Below are 17,415 nucleotides of genomic sequence, written 5' to 3'. Positions count from 1 at the left end.
AAAGATAAAAAGGTCTTTTTATGATTAATTAAAACTAATACAACTATGTTATCTAAAAAACAAGCGAGAAATTTCTTCTTGGGAGGAACATTGGTCACTTTTCTGGCATTTATTGGATTAACGATATACTCCTTTAGTGAGGAGCAAGATCAATCTAACTATACCAATATTACAGAACAAGTGGTTCGTGGTAAACATCTATGGGAAACAAACAATTGTATGGGGTGTCATACAATTTTGGGAGAAGGAGGCTATTACGCTCCAGAATTAACCAAAGTGTTGGATCGAAGGGGAGAAGGCTACGTAAAAGCTGTCTTAATGACTCCTGTGCCTTGGGCTCCAAATGGCAGAAAGATGGTTGCCTATGGTTTTTCTAAAGAGGAAGCAGATGATTTAATAGCTTTTTTTGATTGGATAGACGATATCGACCTTAATGGTTTTGATACAGTAGTGTCTCCATTAGCGAAAGACGAAAACTAATTAACTTAAAAAGCATACATAATTATGAAATATAAATCACAAAAAGTAGCCTATTGGTTTTTTGCCCTCTCTATGCTACTTCTAATTTTACAAATCGTTTATGGATTTATTATGGGATTCGCTCGTATTGGTCTAGATGGATTACATGATTTTATTCCTTTTAATACAGCTAGAGCTGTTCATACTAATTTATTAGTAGTTTGGTTATTATCAGGATTTATGGGAGCAGCATATTATATTATTCCAGAAGAAGCTCAGCGAGAACTAGTTAATGTAAAGCTCGCCTATGTACAACTAATTTCACTTGCACTAGTAGGCGTAACGGCTATTATAGGATATCATTTTAACTGGTGGGAAGGGCGTAAATTTTTAGAAATCCCAAGGCAACTAGATTTTTTGGTAGTGGCCAATGTGCTCCTGTTTTTGGGGTTAATTTTAGTAACACTTTTCAAAGGAAAGCGAAGAACGACTACATCATTAGTACTTTCTATGGGGTTGTTATTTGCGGCATTACTCTATCTCCCAGGGATGTTACCGTTTGATAGCCAAGTAACAGATTCATTCTTTCGCTGGTGGGTTGTACATTTATGGGTAGAAGGTGTATGGGAGTTGATTATGGGAGGTATTCTGTCTTTCCTTTTGATCAAGCTTACAGGAGTGGATAGAGAGGTGATAGAAAAATGGCTTTATGTAATAGTTGGATTAACATTCTTATCAGGAGTATTAGGTACGGGGCATCATTATTATTATATAGGAGTTAATAAAATATGGTTAATCGTAGGAGGAATATTTTCGGCATTAGAACCTCTGGCATTTTTGGCAATGGCACTATTTGCAGTAAACATGTACCGAAAAGGAGAGAAAAAACATCCTAATACAATAGCATTATTCTGGACCATAGGGTCTGCGATTGTATCTTTTGTAGGAGCTGGATTATTGGGTTTTGCACATACTTTACCTCAAACAAACCTTTATACTCATGGTACTTTGGTTACCGCTATGCATGGTCACCTAGCTTTTTGGGGAGCGTATGCAATGATTGTATTTGCGATTATAAGCTATTCCTTACCAAATTTAACGGGGAGGAAATTATACAACAGCGTTCGAGGTAGAGCCTCATTTTGGACATCAAATATAGGAATGGTTGGGATGACTGTAGCTTTTGGAGTTGCAGGAGTTGCCCAAGTATATCTGGAGCGTAAGTTTAAAATGGAATTTATGGCAGTTCAAGAAGAAATCAGTATACATTTTGTTGTATTAATTCTTTGTGCAGCCCTATTTGCAACAGGGATTATACTCTACATAATTGATTTTATAAAACACGGTCGCCCTAATGACGAAGCTATGGAAATTATAGAAGATTAAGATTACTAGTGGTTTGTTTAATGAAGGTCTAAAAAGTAATTAATATGTACCTGCATTTGTCTTTGCTTCAGGAAATGTAGTTGGAGTATTAAAGTACAGTGATAATGATATAGTTAATAGTTTGGTGGATTTCAATTGTCACAGATACTCACTTTTTAGACCTTTTTCAGTACTAAAAAAATAAATTATGGATGATTTACTAGGGCATACTTTTCCTGCGAATGGAAAAAAAACAGAACTCCCAAAAGATGCAATTGGAGCGATTCTTAATACTCCTTTTTATAAGCCTATTGGAAAGGAAATAGAAGTTTTTGAACATGCATACAATAATAAACTTCCTATTCTCTTAAAAGGTCCAACAGGAACTGGAAAAACTCGATTTGTAGAATATATAGCACATCAATTAGGGAAAAAATTAATTACAATTTCTTGTCATGAAGAAACTTCATCTACAGATTTGATAGGTCGCTATATTATTAAAGGAGCAGAGACAATATGGATAGATGGTCCTCTTACCAAAGCGGTAAAAGAAGGCGCAATAATTTATCTGGATGAGGTGGCAGAAGCCCGACCAGATGTTATTGTAGCAATTCATGCATTAACAGATCACAGGAGAGAGTTGTTTATTGATAAGTTGGGAGAAACCATAAAAGCACATCAGGATTTTATGATGGTAGCCTCTTTTAACCCAGGTTATCAAAAAGGATTTAAAGAGTTAAAGCCATCAACCAGACAACGATTTATAGCTTTATCCTTTCAATATCCTTCTTCTAAGGTTGAATCAGAAATTATTTCGAAAGAAACAGGGGTCGAAGAAAAATTAGCAAAGAAACTGGTGAATATTGCGAATAAAATTAGGAATCTTACCGAATTAGGATTGACCGAAACCGTCTCTACGCGATTATTGGTCGATGCCGCAAAATTGATACACTCAGGATTGCCTAAACGTCTTTCGGTTAAAGTGGCTGTAGTAGAGCCTCTTACCGATGATGAAGAAATAACAAGTGCATTGACAGATTTATGTGATTTAATGATATAAGTACCTCCTCCCTATGTTTGAGCCTGATGAATATCTATATAGCAAAGTCGTTAATTTTCTTAAAAGAAGAAGAAAAAGGAAGTCAGAGGAAACGAATCAACATGATGTTAAACTAGACAATATAAAACCTAGACTTACTATTTTGGCTCGTGCTATAACAGGCGAAGCTATAGAAATTTTTGAAGCAGAACGCGAGGGAGGATACAAAAACAATAACTTCTTTTTACCTGCTAACTTTTCAGAATTTACCACTATAGATGATAATGTATCGTTCTATTTGTTTAGAACCGTATACTTATCGGTACAAAAAAAACTAGGGTTTAATTTTGTACCTACAGATGAATACACCATAGAAGAAGCTCAAAATAAAGCCAGAGAAATGGCTAATGAAATTTTGATCGATGCTCAGGAACAATTCCCTTTTGTAGAAAAAATACATCAAAAACTAAAAACACACTTTGAAGAAATAACACCAAAAGAAAAACAAGTAGATTATACCTTGATTTATGGTAAGTGGATGCGTAACGATATATCGATACCATCAAAAAAGGTATTAAAGAACTTTTCAGAAAAAGCTCAAGAAGCAATTCAGGATGAAATACAGACCATTCTAAAAGCTAATGCCGTAGAAGAAATGGTAAATCTAGAAGTAGACAAAAAGGCTCAGGAAGATTATGTGCTTACTCATAATTTTGAAAAGGTAGAAACTGCCGAAGAATACGAAAGTGGATGGCGTGACTTTGATGGCGATGATGAATTAGAAGAACATGGCAATGCATTGGATGAGCTTACTATGAAAAATACTGTGAGGGTAGATGACCCTACGCATTCTATTTATCAAGCCGATTTTATTGAAAACTCCACAATTTCAGAAAGTGTTGAAACCGATACCTCAGGGTATCATATAACGTATGATGAGTGGGATTTTTCCAAACGAGTATACAAACCTGATTTTTGTAAGGTGTATCCCAAAAATCAGCTAGAAACGGATGTTGCATATTACAAAAGAACATTAAATAAAAATGCTTCTACTTTAATGGGGTTACGTAAAATGCTTGCTTCGGTTAACAATAAATACCAACAACAACGTAGACAGGTACAAGGAGAGGAGTTTGATTTGGATATGATTACTGATTTATATACTGATGTACGCTCTGGGCATACCCCTTCTGATAAAATCTATCTAACTAAACGAAAAAAGGAAAAAGACTTATCTATTCTGATTCTATTAGATGTAAGTTTATCTAGTGATGGATATGCAGCAGGAAATAAGGTGATTGATGTAGAAAAGCAAGTGTCTATTATTTTTGGAGAAATTTTAGAAGAATTCAATGTTGATTTTTCTATACAATGTTTTTATTCTAAAACCAGAAACTATTCAACCTACATAACATTAAAAGGATTTGATGAAGATTGGAGTAAAGCCAAATTTAAAATTGGATCAGTATCCCCATGTGGGTATACTCGTATTGGAGCAGCTCTTAGACATTCTGGAACTTTATTAGACCAGAGAGATACCAAAAATAAATGGGTAATCCTTATTTCTGATGGGAAACCTAATGATTTTGATAAATATGAAGGTAAATATGGGATTAATGATGTAAAGCAAGCACTTCGAGAACTAAATCAAAGGCATATAAACTCATATGCACTGGCTATAGAAGCACAGGCAAAATACTATTTACCACAAATGTTTGGGCAAAATCATTATCAAATTCTTACTACGCCCATAGAGCTTCTGCAATCATTGGCAGAACTCTACGAAAAAATAAAACATAAAAACTAAAATGAATTCATTTTTACCAGTAGTTGAGAAACTACCAGAAGGGCATCCTGTAAAAGTATATTATGAAGAGAGTGAACTGATTCAGGATATACTATTTGAATTATCTGACGCAGAGATTGCCGAGGATTTTCAAAAATATTACAACATCTTCAATCAATTAGTTACAATAGAAAAGCGATTTGCCAGAAAAGAGAATCAATTATTTCCATATTTAGAAAAACATGGATGGAATGGTCCAAGTCGGGGAATGTGGTCTTTTCATGATAACTTAAGAGATCAAATACGGTTGTTAAATACACATAATTCTGAAAAAAACACTGCCAAAATCATAGAAAACCTACCGTATTTAATTGAAGGGATAAAGCGTCTTTTGATGATCGAGGATATGAGACTGTTTCCAAATGCCATGCAAATACTAACCGAAGAAGACTGGAAAGAGTTTTATGAGGGAGATGAAGAAATGGGATGGATGCTATCTGAGCCCCCAACTCCTTATCCTCCTAAAGAAGAAACGTACATTCATCCAAGTGAAGATTTTACAGAGCGAGAATTGTCATTTTCTTTACAAGATACTTTTCATTATGATGAAGGGTATATGACACCCGATCAGGTAAATCTTTTACTTCGATTCTTACCTATTGATATTACTTATGTCGATGAAAATGATAAGGTAATATTTTACAATAGAGGAGATGATCGTGTTTTTCCCAGAAGTAAAGGTATAATTGGTAGGGGAGTACGTTTTTGTCATCCACCAAAAAGTGTGGATATGGTAATACGTATTGTAGATGAATTTAGAGCAGGAACCAAGGATGTTGCCGAGTTTTGGTTTAATTATAGAGGAAGAATAATTCATATTAGATATTTCGCTATACGTGATCATGATAAAAAATATAGAGGTGTTATAGAAATGTCTCAAGACATAACAGATATTCGAAAGCTTGAAGGACAAAAGCGATTGTTAGATTGGGATTAAAGTCAAGAAAACAGTAAAAAAACATGAGTGTACGACAAATTGATACCAAAAACATATATTATCCTCCTGGAGGAATTCTTATGTGGATTATCATTTTTTTAGAGTTAATAACTTTTGGAATGGGTATAGTAGCTATGATAAATTGTGGTAAGCAAGAACCGGGGCTTTTTCATGAATCAAGGTTGCTGTTAAACCCGGTTTATGGAGTTGTTAATACAATTATTTTACTAACGAGTGGTTTTTGTATGGCTATTTCTGTTTATTATTTAAAAAAAAGTAATAAACAAAAATCAAAAATCTTAATATTAGCTACAATGTTATTTGGGGTATTGTTTTTAATTGTAAAAACCATTGAGTACAAAGTAAAAATTGATATAGGGCAAACTATTAATTACAACCTGTTTTTTACATTTTACTGGCTTCTTACCCTATTTCATGTCATACATATTATTGTTGGATTAGTAATATTAGGCTCTGTATATTTTGGATTAGTAAAAGACAAAACAAGCATTGAAGATGTAGAATCAAGTGCTGCGTTTTGGCATATGTGTGATTTGATATGGTTATTAATTTTTCCTATTATTTATTTATTTTTTTGACATCATGAATTGAGAACCCATAGCTCTAAAAAAACACAGCAAATGAAAAATCATATAATTATTACCTATATACTTTTAATAGTCCTAACTATTATTTCAGGATTAATCTCTGGGGTGGAAGATAATGGTATTCCTTTTGTAATTCTGTTATTATCTGTATTAAAATTTATTGGTGTGTCGTTTTATTTTATGGATTTAAAAAAAGCACACATATTTTGGAAGTCGGCTATATTTTGTTACCTGTCTGTTTTGGTAATTGTAGTATTGATAATCTAATCAGAATTGAGAGGTGTTTATAGAAGAAGTTATAATTAAGACCCGACTGGAGCTAGATCATTTTGGTAGTGATAATGTTAACAGGGCACGCTTTTGTAGCCTGTTCACAAGCATCAAAAATAGTATTGTCTGATGATTTGATGGTAAAAAAACCTTTCTTTTCGATCCCATGTAATAAGACTGTTTTTCCATCTTTTTTAGACATCTGAAACTGCTCTGGAGCCAATTCGACACAATAATTGCATCCTATACATTTATTGCGTTGTAATGTTACTACTACCATGTATTATTGATTCTTTACAATTTTATAAAGTTTGTCTGATAATCGAATTCTAAAATCCAGAGGTATGGTACAGGAATCACCTTTTTGAGCTTTATCTAGAGGCTCATCGTTTACAAACATTTCAGTAAGTACAAATTCTTTTGTACCAGTTGTTGGACCTGTGATCAATAGTGTGTCTCCAACAGATAAATCATAGGCTTCAATTTTAAATTCCCCAATTTTGTTTTTAGGGAAATAGTGCTGCCCTTTTCCGATATAAACTTTCTTTTGAGTAGCTTTAGAACCATCAACGTCGCTCCATTCACCTAATTTTTGACCTAAATAATACCCACTCCAAAAACCACGATTGTATACTTTTTTTAGTTGATCCATCCAATCAAGAACCTTTTCTTTAGTATAGGTTTCTTCATAGTAGGCATCAATCGCTTCTCTATAGGTTTTGATTACTGTAGCTACATATTCTGGGGCTCTACCACGACCTTCGATTTTTAATACTTTGACACCGGTATCAATTACCTGATCTAAGAAATCTAGTGTGCATAGATCTTTTGGAGACATCAGATATTCATTGTCTACTTCTATCTCAAAACCAGAATCCTGATCGATCACAGTGTATTTTTTTCTGCAATTTTGTTTGCAGGCACCCCTGTTTGCCGATGAATTATGTGAATGAAGGCTTAAATAACATTTTCCTGACACGGCCATACATAAGGCACCGTGACCAAAAATTTCAACCTCTACCAAATTGCCCGAAGGTCCTTTGATTTGATCTTTTTCGATTTGCTCAGTTATCTTTTTTACCTGGCGTAAGCTAAGTTCTCTACTCATCACCATTGTATCAGCAAACATGGCATAAAAACGAACCGTTTCTATATTGGTGATATTAATTTGGGTAGAGATATGAATCTCTATATCAATTTGTCTGGCATATGCTATAACCGCCTGATCCATAGCAATGACTGCAGTAATATTTGCTTCTTTCGCAGCGTTAAGTAATGTTTTTATGATGGATAGATCATGGTCGTAGATAATTGTATTGAGAGTGAGATAGGTACGAATATTTTTTTCTGCACATCGTCGTGTAATTTCGGCTAAATCATCAATAGTAAAATTGATGCTAGCTCTAGCACGCATATTTAATTGCTCTACCCCAAAATATATAGAATCAGCGCCATTGTCTATTGCTGCTTGCAAGGATTCAAAGTTACCTGCAGGAGCCATTAATTCGATTTTTCCTGATGTTGTCATAACAGTATGCTTGAAAGTTTTATGATAATAAGGTGATAATGTATATCTATGCTTGTGTTTTTTCTATTGCGATGCGTACATCTACAGCAGTAATTTCGTTTTTTGTTCCGATTAATGGATTGATATCCATTTCTACAATTTCTGGAGCTGCTTCTACTAATGCAGATAATCGTTGAATAATTTCTATAAATTGAAATTCATTGATTCCATCTTTTCCTCTACTGCCTTGTAATAATTGATACCCTCTCAAAGAGGTGATCATTTTTTTTGCTTCTACTTCGGATATGGGACTTAATCCAGCAGCTACATCATTTAGGATTTCAATAAAAATTCCACCTAATCCACACAAAATAGTATGATTAAACCCAGGTTCTTTTTTTACTCCAACAAAAAGTTCTAAACCTGATAACATGGGTTGTACCATAACTGCCGTAGCATCGTTAATACGCATTAGAGAATCAAAATTCGTAGTAACTTCTTCTATGGTATTCACATTAAGAATAACCCCTTGTGCATCAGATTTGTGTAAGGGACCTACTACTTTCATTACTAGAGGGAATGGAATTTGCTTTATTTTGGAAAGAAGATTTTCTTTTGAATTTTCAATGATTTCTTTGGATCGGGGAATTCCTGAAGCGTCAATGATTTGTGTAGTATCTTCTGGTGTTAAGTAGCCATTGTTAGCTCGGTCAATTATAGATCGTATTTTTTTAGTGTTTATTTTAGGTAACTCTATATGGTTTGATGAAGGTGATGAGGTTTTGTATACCTGAGATAAAGCTTTGCCAAGAACCACTTCATCCGGGAAATTAATATTTCCTTTGGATAAAAACGTTTCTATTTCTTTACGAGCATTAATTACAGAAGGAAGAACAGGAAATATAGGTTTAGAACATACGTCTAATTTTACACTTAGTACATCATATACATTTTCTACGTCAAACAAGCCAGGACTTCCAAAAACAACAACCATTGCATCTATAAAATCAAATTTATGCTCGCAATAATCGATGATTATTCCTAGTTGCTCAGCTGTTCCTGTGGCCAGAAAGTCAATAGGATTACTCACTGATGATCCTGGGTGTAAATAACTTTCTAGTTTTTTGGCATCTTCACCATCAATAGCAGGGATTTGTAACCCACCTTTAGAAAGTACATCAGTAAGCATTACAGCAGATCCACCAGCATGGGTAATGATTGCAATATTTTTTCCTTTAAGTTTTTTATATTTAAAAATTGAAGCTACGCTTAGCAATTCTTCTCTGCTACTGCAGTATACGATTCCAGCTTTCTTAAAAAGTGCTCTTACAGTCATATCAGAACTGGCGATGGCACCTGTATGGGATGAAGCTGCTCTACTTCCTTCGGCAGTACTTCCTGCTTTGATAGCTGCTATTTTTACTCCTTTACTAATTAATGAAGAAGCATGTTTAAGTAGTTTTTGAGGGTCTTTAATAGTTTCGAGATACAATAATTTTATAGAAGCATCTGTCTCTGGGTTATGATGAAGATCCATATATTCTAATACATCTTCTACCCCTGTTTGTGCTCCATTACCTACAGAGTATACATTAGCAAATTGTACTCCTAACAACATTCCTGCTTCCATAATAAATACGGCTGTAGCCCCCGATCCAGAGATTAAGTCACATCCTTCTGAACCGAATTGGGGGATAGGCGTAGTAAACACACCTTTATAATTTTTATTGAGTACTCCAATACAATTTGGACCGATTAAACAACCATTAACACTGTTGATAACGGCAACAATTTCTTTTTCAATAGAAGCGCCGGTTTCATCAGTTTCGCTAAAACCCGCAGATATAATGATAAATGCTTTAGTGTTTTTTTCTTTTGCTAAAACTGTAACGGTCTCTAGGCAATATTTTGCAGGAATAGCAAGTATAGCCAGATCGGTATCAGGAATATCAATAACATTAGAGTAGGAAGTAATGCCCTGTACTTGTTGTTCTTTGGGATTAACAATTCTTAGCTCGCCCTTATATCCTCCATCAATACAGTTTTTTACAATTTTCCCTCCTGGTTTTCTAATTGTATTCGAACCTCCTATAATAACGATGCTTTTAGGATCTGTTAATTGCTCGTTTATCATCCTGTTATTTTTATAATGGGGGTAAAAATAGAGTAGGACTATTACTTATTTAATGATATAAGTCATAGTTATGTAGGAAACCTACAAGTGAAAAGGATAAACTCGTATTGTTTTATAAAAGAGGGTAGGTAGAGAAGATATTATTAGTCAAGTGTGTCAAAATCTTTTAAAGAAATGACTGTTCCATTTTCTTTAATCTTATCTACAAGGTTATCAATAGTTTTATCTCTAAAATCTTTTAGCAACTTTTGCTTAAAAGGAGAAACAGTAGCATGTACAGGACATGGGTTTTTATCATCACATTTGGATAACCCTAAGAAACATTGATCAAATTTATCTGTGCCATCTATACTTTTTATAACATCCCAAACTGATTTTTTTCTGTTTTTTGCATTTAGATAAAAACCACCATTAGGTCCTTTGGTAGAAGAAACAAGTTTGGCAGTAGCAAGTTGTCGCAATAATTTGGCTAAAAAAGGTTGAGGAGTTTCTAACTCTTCGGCAATTTTTTTTGCCCCTATTTTTTTTGACTCATCACTATGTATTGCCAAATAAAGTAGAGATCGGATTGCATACTTGCAAGCGTTGGATAACATAAAATATCTTTTATAAATACCAAATATAATAAAAAGATGTTTTTGTCCTTAATTAAAGCGGTATTCTATGGTGAAACCTTATAGTCAGGAAGTTTTAATTCTCTGAATTATGACTTAAGTCATATTTATTACCTCTTGATTCGTATATGTTTGTAAGAAAAAAAATACAAGATCGAGGTGAGTTTAAAAGAAAAAATTAAAAAGCTTAAAGAAGAAAAAAATGCAGTGATTTTGGCTCATTATTATCAAACACCAGAGATACAAGAAATTGCAGATTATGTGGGAGATAGTTTGGGGTTGTCTCAAAAAGCAGCAGAAACAGATGCAGATATTATTGTTTTTGCAGGAGTGCATTTTATGGCAGAAACCGCAAAAATATTAAATCCTAAAAAGACAGTAGTGCTTCCTGATTTGAACGCGGGGTGTTCACTTGCAGATTCTTGCCCTCCTGATTTATTCGAAGCATTTGTAGAGAAACATCCAAACCATAAGGTAATTACCTATGTAAATTGTAGTGCAGAGATTAAGGCAATGACAGATATTGTATGCACATCATCAAATGCACTAAAAATTGTGGAGTCTATACCCAAAGACAAGCCGATAATTTTTGCACCGGATAAAAATCTGGGAAAATATATTATGAAAGAAACCGGTAGAGAAATGTTATTGTGGGATGGTAGCTGTGTAGTTCATGAAGCATTTTGTATAGATAAGCTATTAGCACTACATAATGAATATCCTGATGCTGTAATTATCGCTCATCCCGAATCAGAAGAACACATCTTAAAAACGGCGACCTATATTGGTTCTACTTCGGGCATGATAAATTATGTTAAGACGCATCCTGAGAAAAAATTTATTGTCGCTACAGAGGCAGGGATCTTGCACAAAATGCAGCAAGAGGTACCGGATACAACCCTCATTCCTGCTCCTGCAGAAGAAGATAACACCTGCGCATGTAGCGAATGCGGCTATATGAAAGTGAACACCTTGCAGAAACTATATGATTGCCTGAAGAATGAGAGCCCTCAGATTGATGTTGATTCTGATATTAGAGAAAAAGCTTTAATCCCTATTCAGCGCATGCTGGAACTATCCAATTAATATACCCTATGATGGATACAAATTATTTGGTTATAGGTTCTGGTGTGGCTGGATTGACGTTTGCCGTAAAAATAGCAGAACAATTTGCAGATAGAACAGTCACAATAGTGACCAAGGCGAATGAAGATGAATCGAATACAAAATATGCACAAGGGGGAGTAGCGGTAGTATTAGATGGCAAGGAAGATTCCTTTCAAAAACATATTGATGATACTTTATTGGCAGGTGATGGATTATGCGATGAAGAAGTAGTGTCGCTTGTTATTAAAGAAGGTCCCCAACGATTAAAAGAATTAATAGACTGGGGCGCTAATTTTGATAGTAATGATCAGGGTAAACTAGATTTGGGTAAAGAAGGAGGGCATTCAGAATATCGGGTGGTTCATCATAAAGATATAACAGGGTATGAAGTAGAAAGAGCACTGCTACATCGTGCGCATCAATTACCCAATATCACTATTTTAACGCATCACTTTGCCATAGATTTAATTACAGAACATCATTTACAGCTTACTAATCCTGATAGCATTACCTGTTTTGGAGCTTATGTACTAGATCAAAACTCTGGGCATATCAAAACTATAAAAGCAGACAATACACTATTGGCTTCAGGAGGTATAGGTTATGTATACGGGCATACTACCAATCCAGTTATTGCTACAGGAGATGGAGTTGCCATGGCATATAGGGCAAAGGCTAAAATAAGGGATATGGAGTTTATCCAATTTCATCCTACAGCTTTGTATGATGCAGAAGAAGGATCTTCATTTTTGATCTCTGAAGCCGTTAGAGGTTTTGGTGGGTATCTAAGAAATAAGGAAGGGCGTAGATTTATGCTGGATTATGATGATAGGGCAGAACTTGCCTCGAGAGATATTGTATCACAAAGCATAGACTGTGAGCTCAAAAAATCTGGAAACACACATGTTTTTCTGGATTGTACGCATTTGGATATCGAAAAATTCAAATCACATTTTCCAAATATTTATCAGAAGTGTCTGACTTATCATATAGATATAGAAAAAGATTGGATTCCTGTTGTGCCAGCATCGCATTATTTATGTGGGGGGATAGTAGTAGATACCCATGGAAGAACTTCTGTTAAAAACCTATTTGCCTGTGGTGAATGTTCCAGAACAGGATTGCATGGAGCCAATAGATTAGCATCAAACTCTTTATTAGAAGCATTGGTATATGCGCATAATATTTATACTTATCACACCGAACATCAGTTACCATCAATTCAGGTAACTATTCCAGAATGGAATGATAAAGGAACAAGTATTCCCAAAGAACATATTTTGATACAGCATAACCTAAAACAACTGCAAGCTTTGATGCGGGATTATGTAGGTATTGTTCGTAGCAATAGTAGGTTAAACAAGGCAATTGAACATTTGAACCTTGTTTATAACGAGGTAGATGAATTGTATAGAACATCAAAAGTGAATACTGCATTATGCGAATTGAGAAACATGATCAATGTAGCACATTTAATTATTCATCAATCTCTTGAGAGAAAAGAAAACCGGGGAGGATATTATAATATAGATAACCAGGTTGATACGACTTCAATATATACATAACACTAAAAAAAGTATAAAATGGATACACTGATAAAAGACAGTATTGATAAGGGAATTACATACCATGAATATGGCAAGCTTATCGAAAAACTGGTTGCCAAAGAACAAACCACCGGAAAAGAACAATCAGAAACACGAATAGATTTTACGAGGTTGAATGCTCGCAGAATGAAGAGATTGGATAAAACTATTGTATTAACAGAAGAGGATCGTAATGTTTTTAAAAAAATACAAGAAAAGCAGACATGGTTAATTATAATAGAAAGTTGGTGTGGAGATGGGGCGCAAACCATTCCTGTTTTAAACAAAATAGCAGAAACAACATCTTTTATAGATTTAAAAATAGTGCTTAGAGATGAGAACATCGAACTGATGAATCAGTTTTTAACTAATGGAACCCAGTCTATACCAAAACTTATTATTGTAGATCAGGATAATAACGTTTTACATACTTGGGGTTCACGGTCAAAATCTGCTACAGCATTGGTAACAGCGTATAAAAATGAACACGGAAAAATTGATGAGGTCTTTAAGAAAAACCTTCAGATTTGGTATAATAAGGATAAAGGAAAATCAATTATAAAAGATGTATCAGAGTTGATGATAACTGCTCCTTTAGCATAATATAAGTGTGATAGAGGATCAGTTAGTAGATAGTTATAATGTTGTCTGTGACACCTTCCGTGTTGGATAAATCATCTTCCGTATAGGGAAAATTGTCTTCCGTGTTGTCTGTGAGACCTTCCGTGTTGGATAAATCATCTTCCGCATAGGAAAAATTGTCTTCCGTGTTGTCTGTGAGACCTTCCGTGTTGGATAAATCATCTTCCGTATAGGGAAAATTGTCTTCCGTGTTGTCTGTGACATCTTCCGTGTTGGATAAATCATCTTCCGTATAGAGAAGATTGTCTTCCGTGTTGTCTGTGACACCTTCCGTGTTGGATTGAGCTCTATCCTTACGAGATAAATGCAAGTTAGAAATAGTATTCCTATTATTTATTGTATCACATATGAGGTGTTGATATAAAAGTTTCTTCCTTGCCTTGGGATATTGTTCCAATCGGCATAGGTAGAATAGTGAGTGTCCAGGATATTTTCGATTCCGTACTTTAATATTAATTTATTGTCTTTGATAAAGAAGGTATTTCCCAGATTTAGATTAAGGATGGCAAATGCGGCTGTTTGATCTTCTCCATAAAATACACTGTGATTTCCCTGATTTGTATTTCCGTTTACCTGCAGTGCTGCATTAAAGCTTTTTAATGAATAATTGACTTCTGCAAGATAAGAGATAGGACTAATCAAGGGTAAATTGTTGTGATCACTTCCTTTGCCGTAGTGATATCCAACAGAGGTGTTTAGAGATAAGGTTTTGTTTAAGGTATATGAAGCATTTAAAAAAGTATTGAATATAGATGCATATTGTAGGGAGTTATATACACGAACTCCATTAGCTCCAATGGTCATTGGGGATAAAGAATCATCGTTTTGACCAATGATATAGTCATAAATATGAAAATAAGAAGCTTCTATTCCTATTTTGAAGTTTTTATGGTTGTAATTAGTTTTAAAGTTTACTTCTGCAGATTTTTCATTTTTTAGAGTGGGATTTCCTATATAATCATAGTTGTCAAAACTATTGAATAAAAAGAATCCGTAGCCTTCGCTTACCGAGGGAGCTCTTTCTCCATAGCCTAATCCTACCGAGAAATCAGTTTTTTTATGTTTTAGGGTATAGTTTGCAGAAAAACTGGTTAGTATTCTACTTTTGGAATCACTAATTTGGGGATAAAAAATCTGCAAGCTTTCTAGCCCTGTTTCTTTTTTGATTTTGTTAGTTTGATATCCAAGACGAGCAGTAAAACTTAGTTTTTCTTTGGTGCTGATATAGAATTGATCTTTGGCATATATGCTGGTATAGTATGTTCTGATATCCGGCCAGGTATACATAAACATGATATTTTCGTTGGGATCATTGGGGTACATGGTCATTTCGGCCAGGGAGCGATTGTAATGCGCATTAAGATTAAAGCTAAGTTGATGTTTTTGGGTTTTTGCTTTAATCTTAGAGTACAATCCATATGTATCACTCCAGCCAGGCATATCCATTCGTATGGGTACATCGGGACGTTTGGAGTCATCCATAATATGAGTAATGGTATTGAAATAGAGTTTTGTTTCCCAGTTTTTTACGAATGTAGATTCACTGCGATGTGTGTAGGCAATAGCACCTATGGTAGCTTTGGCAAGGGATACATCCATAGGTAAGGCAGGATAACCGATATCGGTTGCTTTATCATATATAAAGGTAGCATCGATATTGTCATGATCAGATAATTTGTATCCAGCCTGAAGGGATATATTATACTTTTTGAACTGCGAATAGTTAATTTCCTGATTGCCTCCGGCATCATAGTTGTCAGATTTTCGGTAAATTCCATCGCCACTGATATATAATCTATTTCCGGAGTATACGAGATCTGCTCCTGTGGTTTTATAGTTTCCATTAGTTTCGTATCCCAGATCAACACTACTTTTTAAACCAGTGTTGTAATATTTTGACTCTGGTAATTTTAAATCTATTCCGCCTCCAATAGCATTGGCGTTTTCTGTTCCTTCCTGACCCGAGGCGATGGTTACTTTTTCTAGATTCGATACATCTACATAAGAGGTTATGGGATCCATTTTGTCTGTACATGCTCCAAAAATTTGCATTCCGTCAATGGTTACTGATAAGCGATCAGAAGCCATATTGTTTAAGGTAGGCTCCCAGGCATAGTTTCCTCTTTTGATCATAGTTACCCGATTGGATTTTTCTAAATACTCATCGATACTGGAGAGTGTTTTTTCTTGTCGGTAGTTGCTAAGTTTGCGCCTTCCAACTACAGTGATCTCATCAAGGTGTGTTACTAGTGTATCGGTTTCTTTTTGATGAATGGAGTGATCTTGAGCATGTGTAATTACACCAACAAGTAAACTCAGATATAATAGGGTTAACTTTTTCATTATTGTAGTAAATAAGAGGATGAGGTCGAACCTTTGACTAAGATTCAAATAATTCGACCTCAAAGATGGATTAGTTAGAATTCTATTTCCAGATATAAGCTACTTTGAGTGTGGCTGTCTGTAATGTCTTCTCCTTTTAGTACTGTATCTTTATCATCAATAAGTTTGAGGTTTAATACCCAATATCCAGACATCGTTAGTGACAACTTACCGTTATACATCTGTTGAGTACTATCATATGCTAAGTCTTGATTATTAGGAGAACTATGATTGTCCATTGATGGCATACGAGGATCCAGTGCTATAGTGTAATTTTCTACAACGGGAAACATCATCATATTTTCCATTTTATATAGCCCAACTGTAATATCATTGACAGCAATTTTTGGTGTCGACGGTTCTATTAATGCCAGGATATACCTTGTGTCATCACTTCCTGTTACTGTGGTAACATTTTGTTTGTCACTTTGTAATACGGTGATAGTATCTTCGGCTTCATATTCTTGATTGTCTATGGTGTATGTTAGTTTTAGTGACCAACCCGAACCGTTCATTCCTGTCATTTGGTAAACAATGGTACCATTGTAGACGGTATTTTTGCCGGTAACCTTTGATACTTCTGATTTTGGACAGGAGTGACTCATGGTTTCCATTTGCATCATAGGATTCCAGCTAATAGTCGCTGATTCTACATACTTTTTATCAGAATTATCCATGATTCTGATACTTATATCGTTGTGTCCGGTATAAAATTTTCCACTTTTAGTATATAATTCTATAGTATGGGTATCATTGGTTATGTCTTTTACTTTGATAAGGTCTTCTACTTCGTTTACAGGAGGAATATCATTGTCATCGTCTGAAGAGCAAGAGGTAAATAAAGCGAGTAATAAAACGGGTACTATATATTTTAGTTTCATGTGTTTATAATTATTGTTTTAGATGTCACATGGAACTC

The 17,415-nt window shown here is 34.7% G+C and carries 16 protein-coding genes; 10 read left to right on the top strand and 6 right to left on the bottom strand.

The genetic code is table 11. The features are described from left to right. Positions 1 to 45: 45 nt before the first annotated feature. From C1X07_RS19180 to C1X07_RS19150, 7 genes are all read left to right on the top strand, one after another. Positions 46 to 480, top strand: a complete 435-nt coding sequence (locus tag C1X07_RS19180) for a c-type cytochrome (protein WP_103071655.1) — start codon at positions 46 to 48, stop codon at positions 478 to 480. Between the two features lie 24 nt (positions 481 to 504). Beyond that, the gene (locus tag C1X07_RS19175) at positions 505 to 1,845 is read left to right on the top strand and encodes a cbb3-type cytochrome c oxidase subunit I (RefSeq protein WP_103071654.1); all 1,341 of its coding nucleotides are present in this window, start codon (positions 505 to 507) and stop codon (positions 1,843 to 1,845) included. Between the two features lie 187 nt (positions 1,846 to 2,032). Beyond that, entirely contained in the window at positions 2,033 to 2,884 is an 852-nt protein-coding gene (locus tag C1X07_RS19170; RefSeq protein ID WP_103071653.1) for a CbbQ/NirQ/NorQ/GpvN family protein, read from the top strand. Positions 2,885 to 2,897: 13 nt separating this feature from the next. Then, on the top strand, positions 2,898 to 4,670 hold the full coding sequence (locus C1X07_RS19165) for a nitric oxide reductase activation protein NorD (RefSeq protein WP_103071652.1): 1,773 nt from the start codon (positions 2,898 to 2,900) through the stop codon (positions 4,668 to 4,670). Between the two features lies 1 nt (position 4,671). After that, the gene (locus tag C1X07_RS19160) at positions 4,672 to 5,646 is read left to right on the top strand and encodes a DUF438 domain-containing protein (RefSeq protein ID WP_103071651.1); all 975 of its coding nucleotides are present in this window, start codon (positions 4,672 to 4,674) and stop codon (positions 5,644 to 5,646) included. Between the two features lie 23 nt (positions 5,647 to 5,669). After that, a complete protein-coding gene (locus tag C1X07_RS19155; protein WP_103071650.1) occupies positions 5,670 to 6,245 on the top strand; it encodes a cytochrome c oxidase subunit 3 in 576 nt (191 codons plus the stop codon). Between the two features lie 42 nt (positions 6,246 to 6,287). After that, positions 6,288 to 6,521 (top strand): cytochrome C oxidase subunit IV family protein, encoded by a 234-nt coding sequence (locus C1X07_RS19150; RefSeq protein WP_103071649.1) that lies wholly within the window; start codon positions 6,288 to 6,290, stop codon positions 6,519 to 6,521. Between the two features lie 52 nt (positions 6,522 to 6,573). On the opposite strand, the gene C1X07_RS19145 is transcribed toward C1X07_RS19150, so the two are convergent. From C1X07_RS19145 to C1X07_RS19130, 4 genes are all read right to left on the bottom strand, one after another. After that, complete coding sequence (locus tag C1X07_RS19145) at positions 6,574 to 6,804, bottom strand: ferredoxin (protein WP_103071648.1); 231 nt, start codon at positions 6,802 to 6,804, stop codon at positions 6,574 to 6,576. 3 nt (positions 6,805 to 6,807) lie between these two features. Beyond that, positions 6,808 to 8,052, bottom strand: coding sequence for a peptidase U32 family protein (locus C1X07_RS19140; protein ID WP_103071647.1), 1,245 nt, complete (start codon positions 8,050 to 8,052; stop codon positions 6,808 to 6,810). Between the two features lie 46 nt (positions 8,053 to 8,098). Continuing rightward, positions 8,099 to 10,165, bottom strand: coding sequence for an acetate--CoA ligase family protein (locus C1X07_RS19135; RefSeq protein ID WP_103071646.1), 2,067 nt, complete (start codon positions 10,163 to 10,165; stop codon positions 8,099 to 8,101). Positions 10,166 to 10,308: 143 nt separating this feature from the next. Then, on the bottom strand, positions 10,309 to 10,761 hold the full coding sequence (locus C1X07_RS19130) for an RrF2 family transcriptional regulator (RefSeq protein ID WP_103071645.1): 453 nt from the start codon (positions 10,759 to 10,761) through the stop codon (positions 10,309 to 10,311). Between the two features lie 177 nt (positions 10,762 to 10,938). Between C1X07_RS19130 and nadA the strand changes: the two genes are divergently transcribed. The 3 genes from nadA to C1X07_RS19115 are packed head-to-tail and all read left to right on the top strand — an operon-like array spanning position 10,939 to position 14,075. Continuing rightward, a complete protein-coding gene (gene nadA / locus C1X07_RS19125) occupies positions 10,939 to 11,865 on the top strand; it encodes a quinolinate synthase NadA (protein WP_103071644.1) in 927 nt (308 codons plus the stop codon). An 8-nt stretch (positions 11,866 to 11,873) separates the two neighbouring features. After that, entirely contained in the window at positions 11,874 to 13,451 is a 1,578-nt protein-coding gene (gene nadB, locus C1X07_RS19120; protein ID WP_164914203.1) for an L-aspartate oxidase, read from the top strand. Between the two features lie 18 nt (positions 13,452 to 13,469). Beyond that, complete coding sequence (locus tag C1X07_RS19115) at positions 13,470 to 14,075, top strand: thioredoxin family protein (RefSeq protein WP_103071642.1); 606 nt, start codon at positions 13,470 to 13,472, stop codon at positions 14,073 to 14,075. Between the two features lie 372 nt (positions 14,076 to 14,447). Here C1X07_RS19115 and C1X07_RS19105 read toward each other — a convergent pair whose 3' ends face one another. After that, positions 14,448 to 16,457 (bottom strand): TonB-dependent receptor plug domain-containing protein, encoded by a 2,010-nt coding sequence (locus C1X07_RS19105; protein ID WP_103071640.1) that lies wholly within the window; start codon positions 16,455 to 16,457, stop codon positions 14,448 to 14,450. A 74-nt stretch (positions 16,458 to 16,531) separates the two neighbouring features. Next, entirely contained in the window at positions 16,532 to 17,377 is an 846-nt protein-coding gene (locus C1X07_RS19100) for a hypothetical protein (RefSeq protein ID WP_103071639.1), read from the bottom strand. Positions 17,378 to 17,415: the final 38 nt, after the last annotated feature.

It is taken from the genome of Aquimarina sediminis (assembly GCF_002895435.1).
GTDB lineage: Bacteria > Bacteroidota > Bacteroidia > Flavobacteriales > Flavobacteriaceae > Aquimarina > Aquimarina sediminis.
Note: the sequence above shows the minus strand (reverse complement) of the source record. Positions and strands in the feature narration are given on the sequence as shown.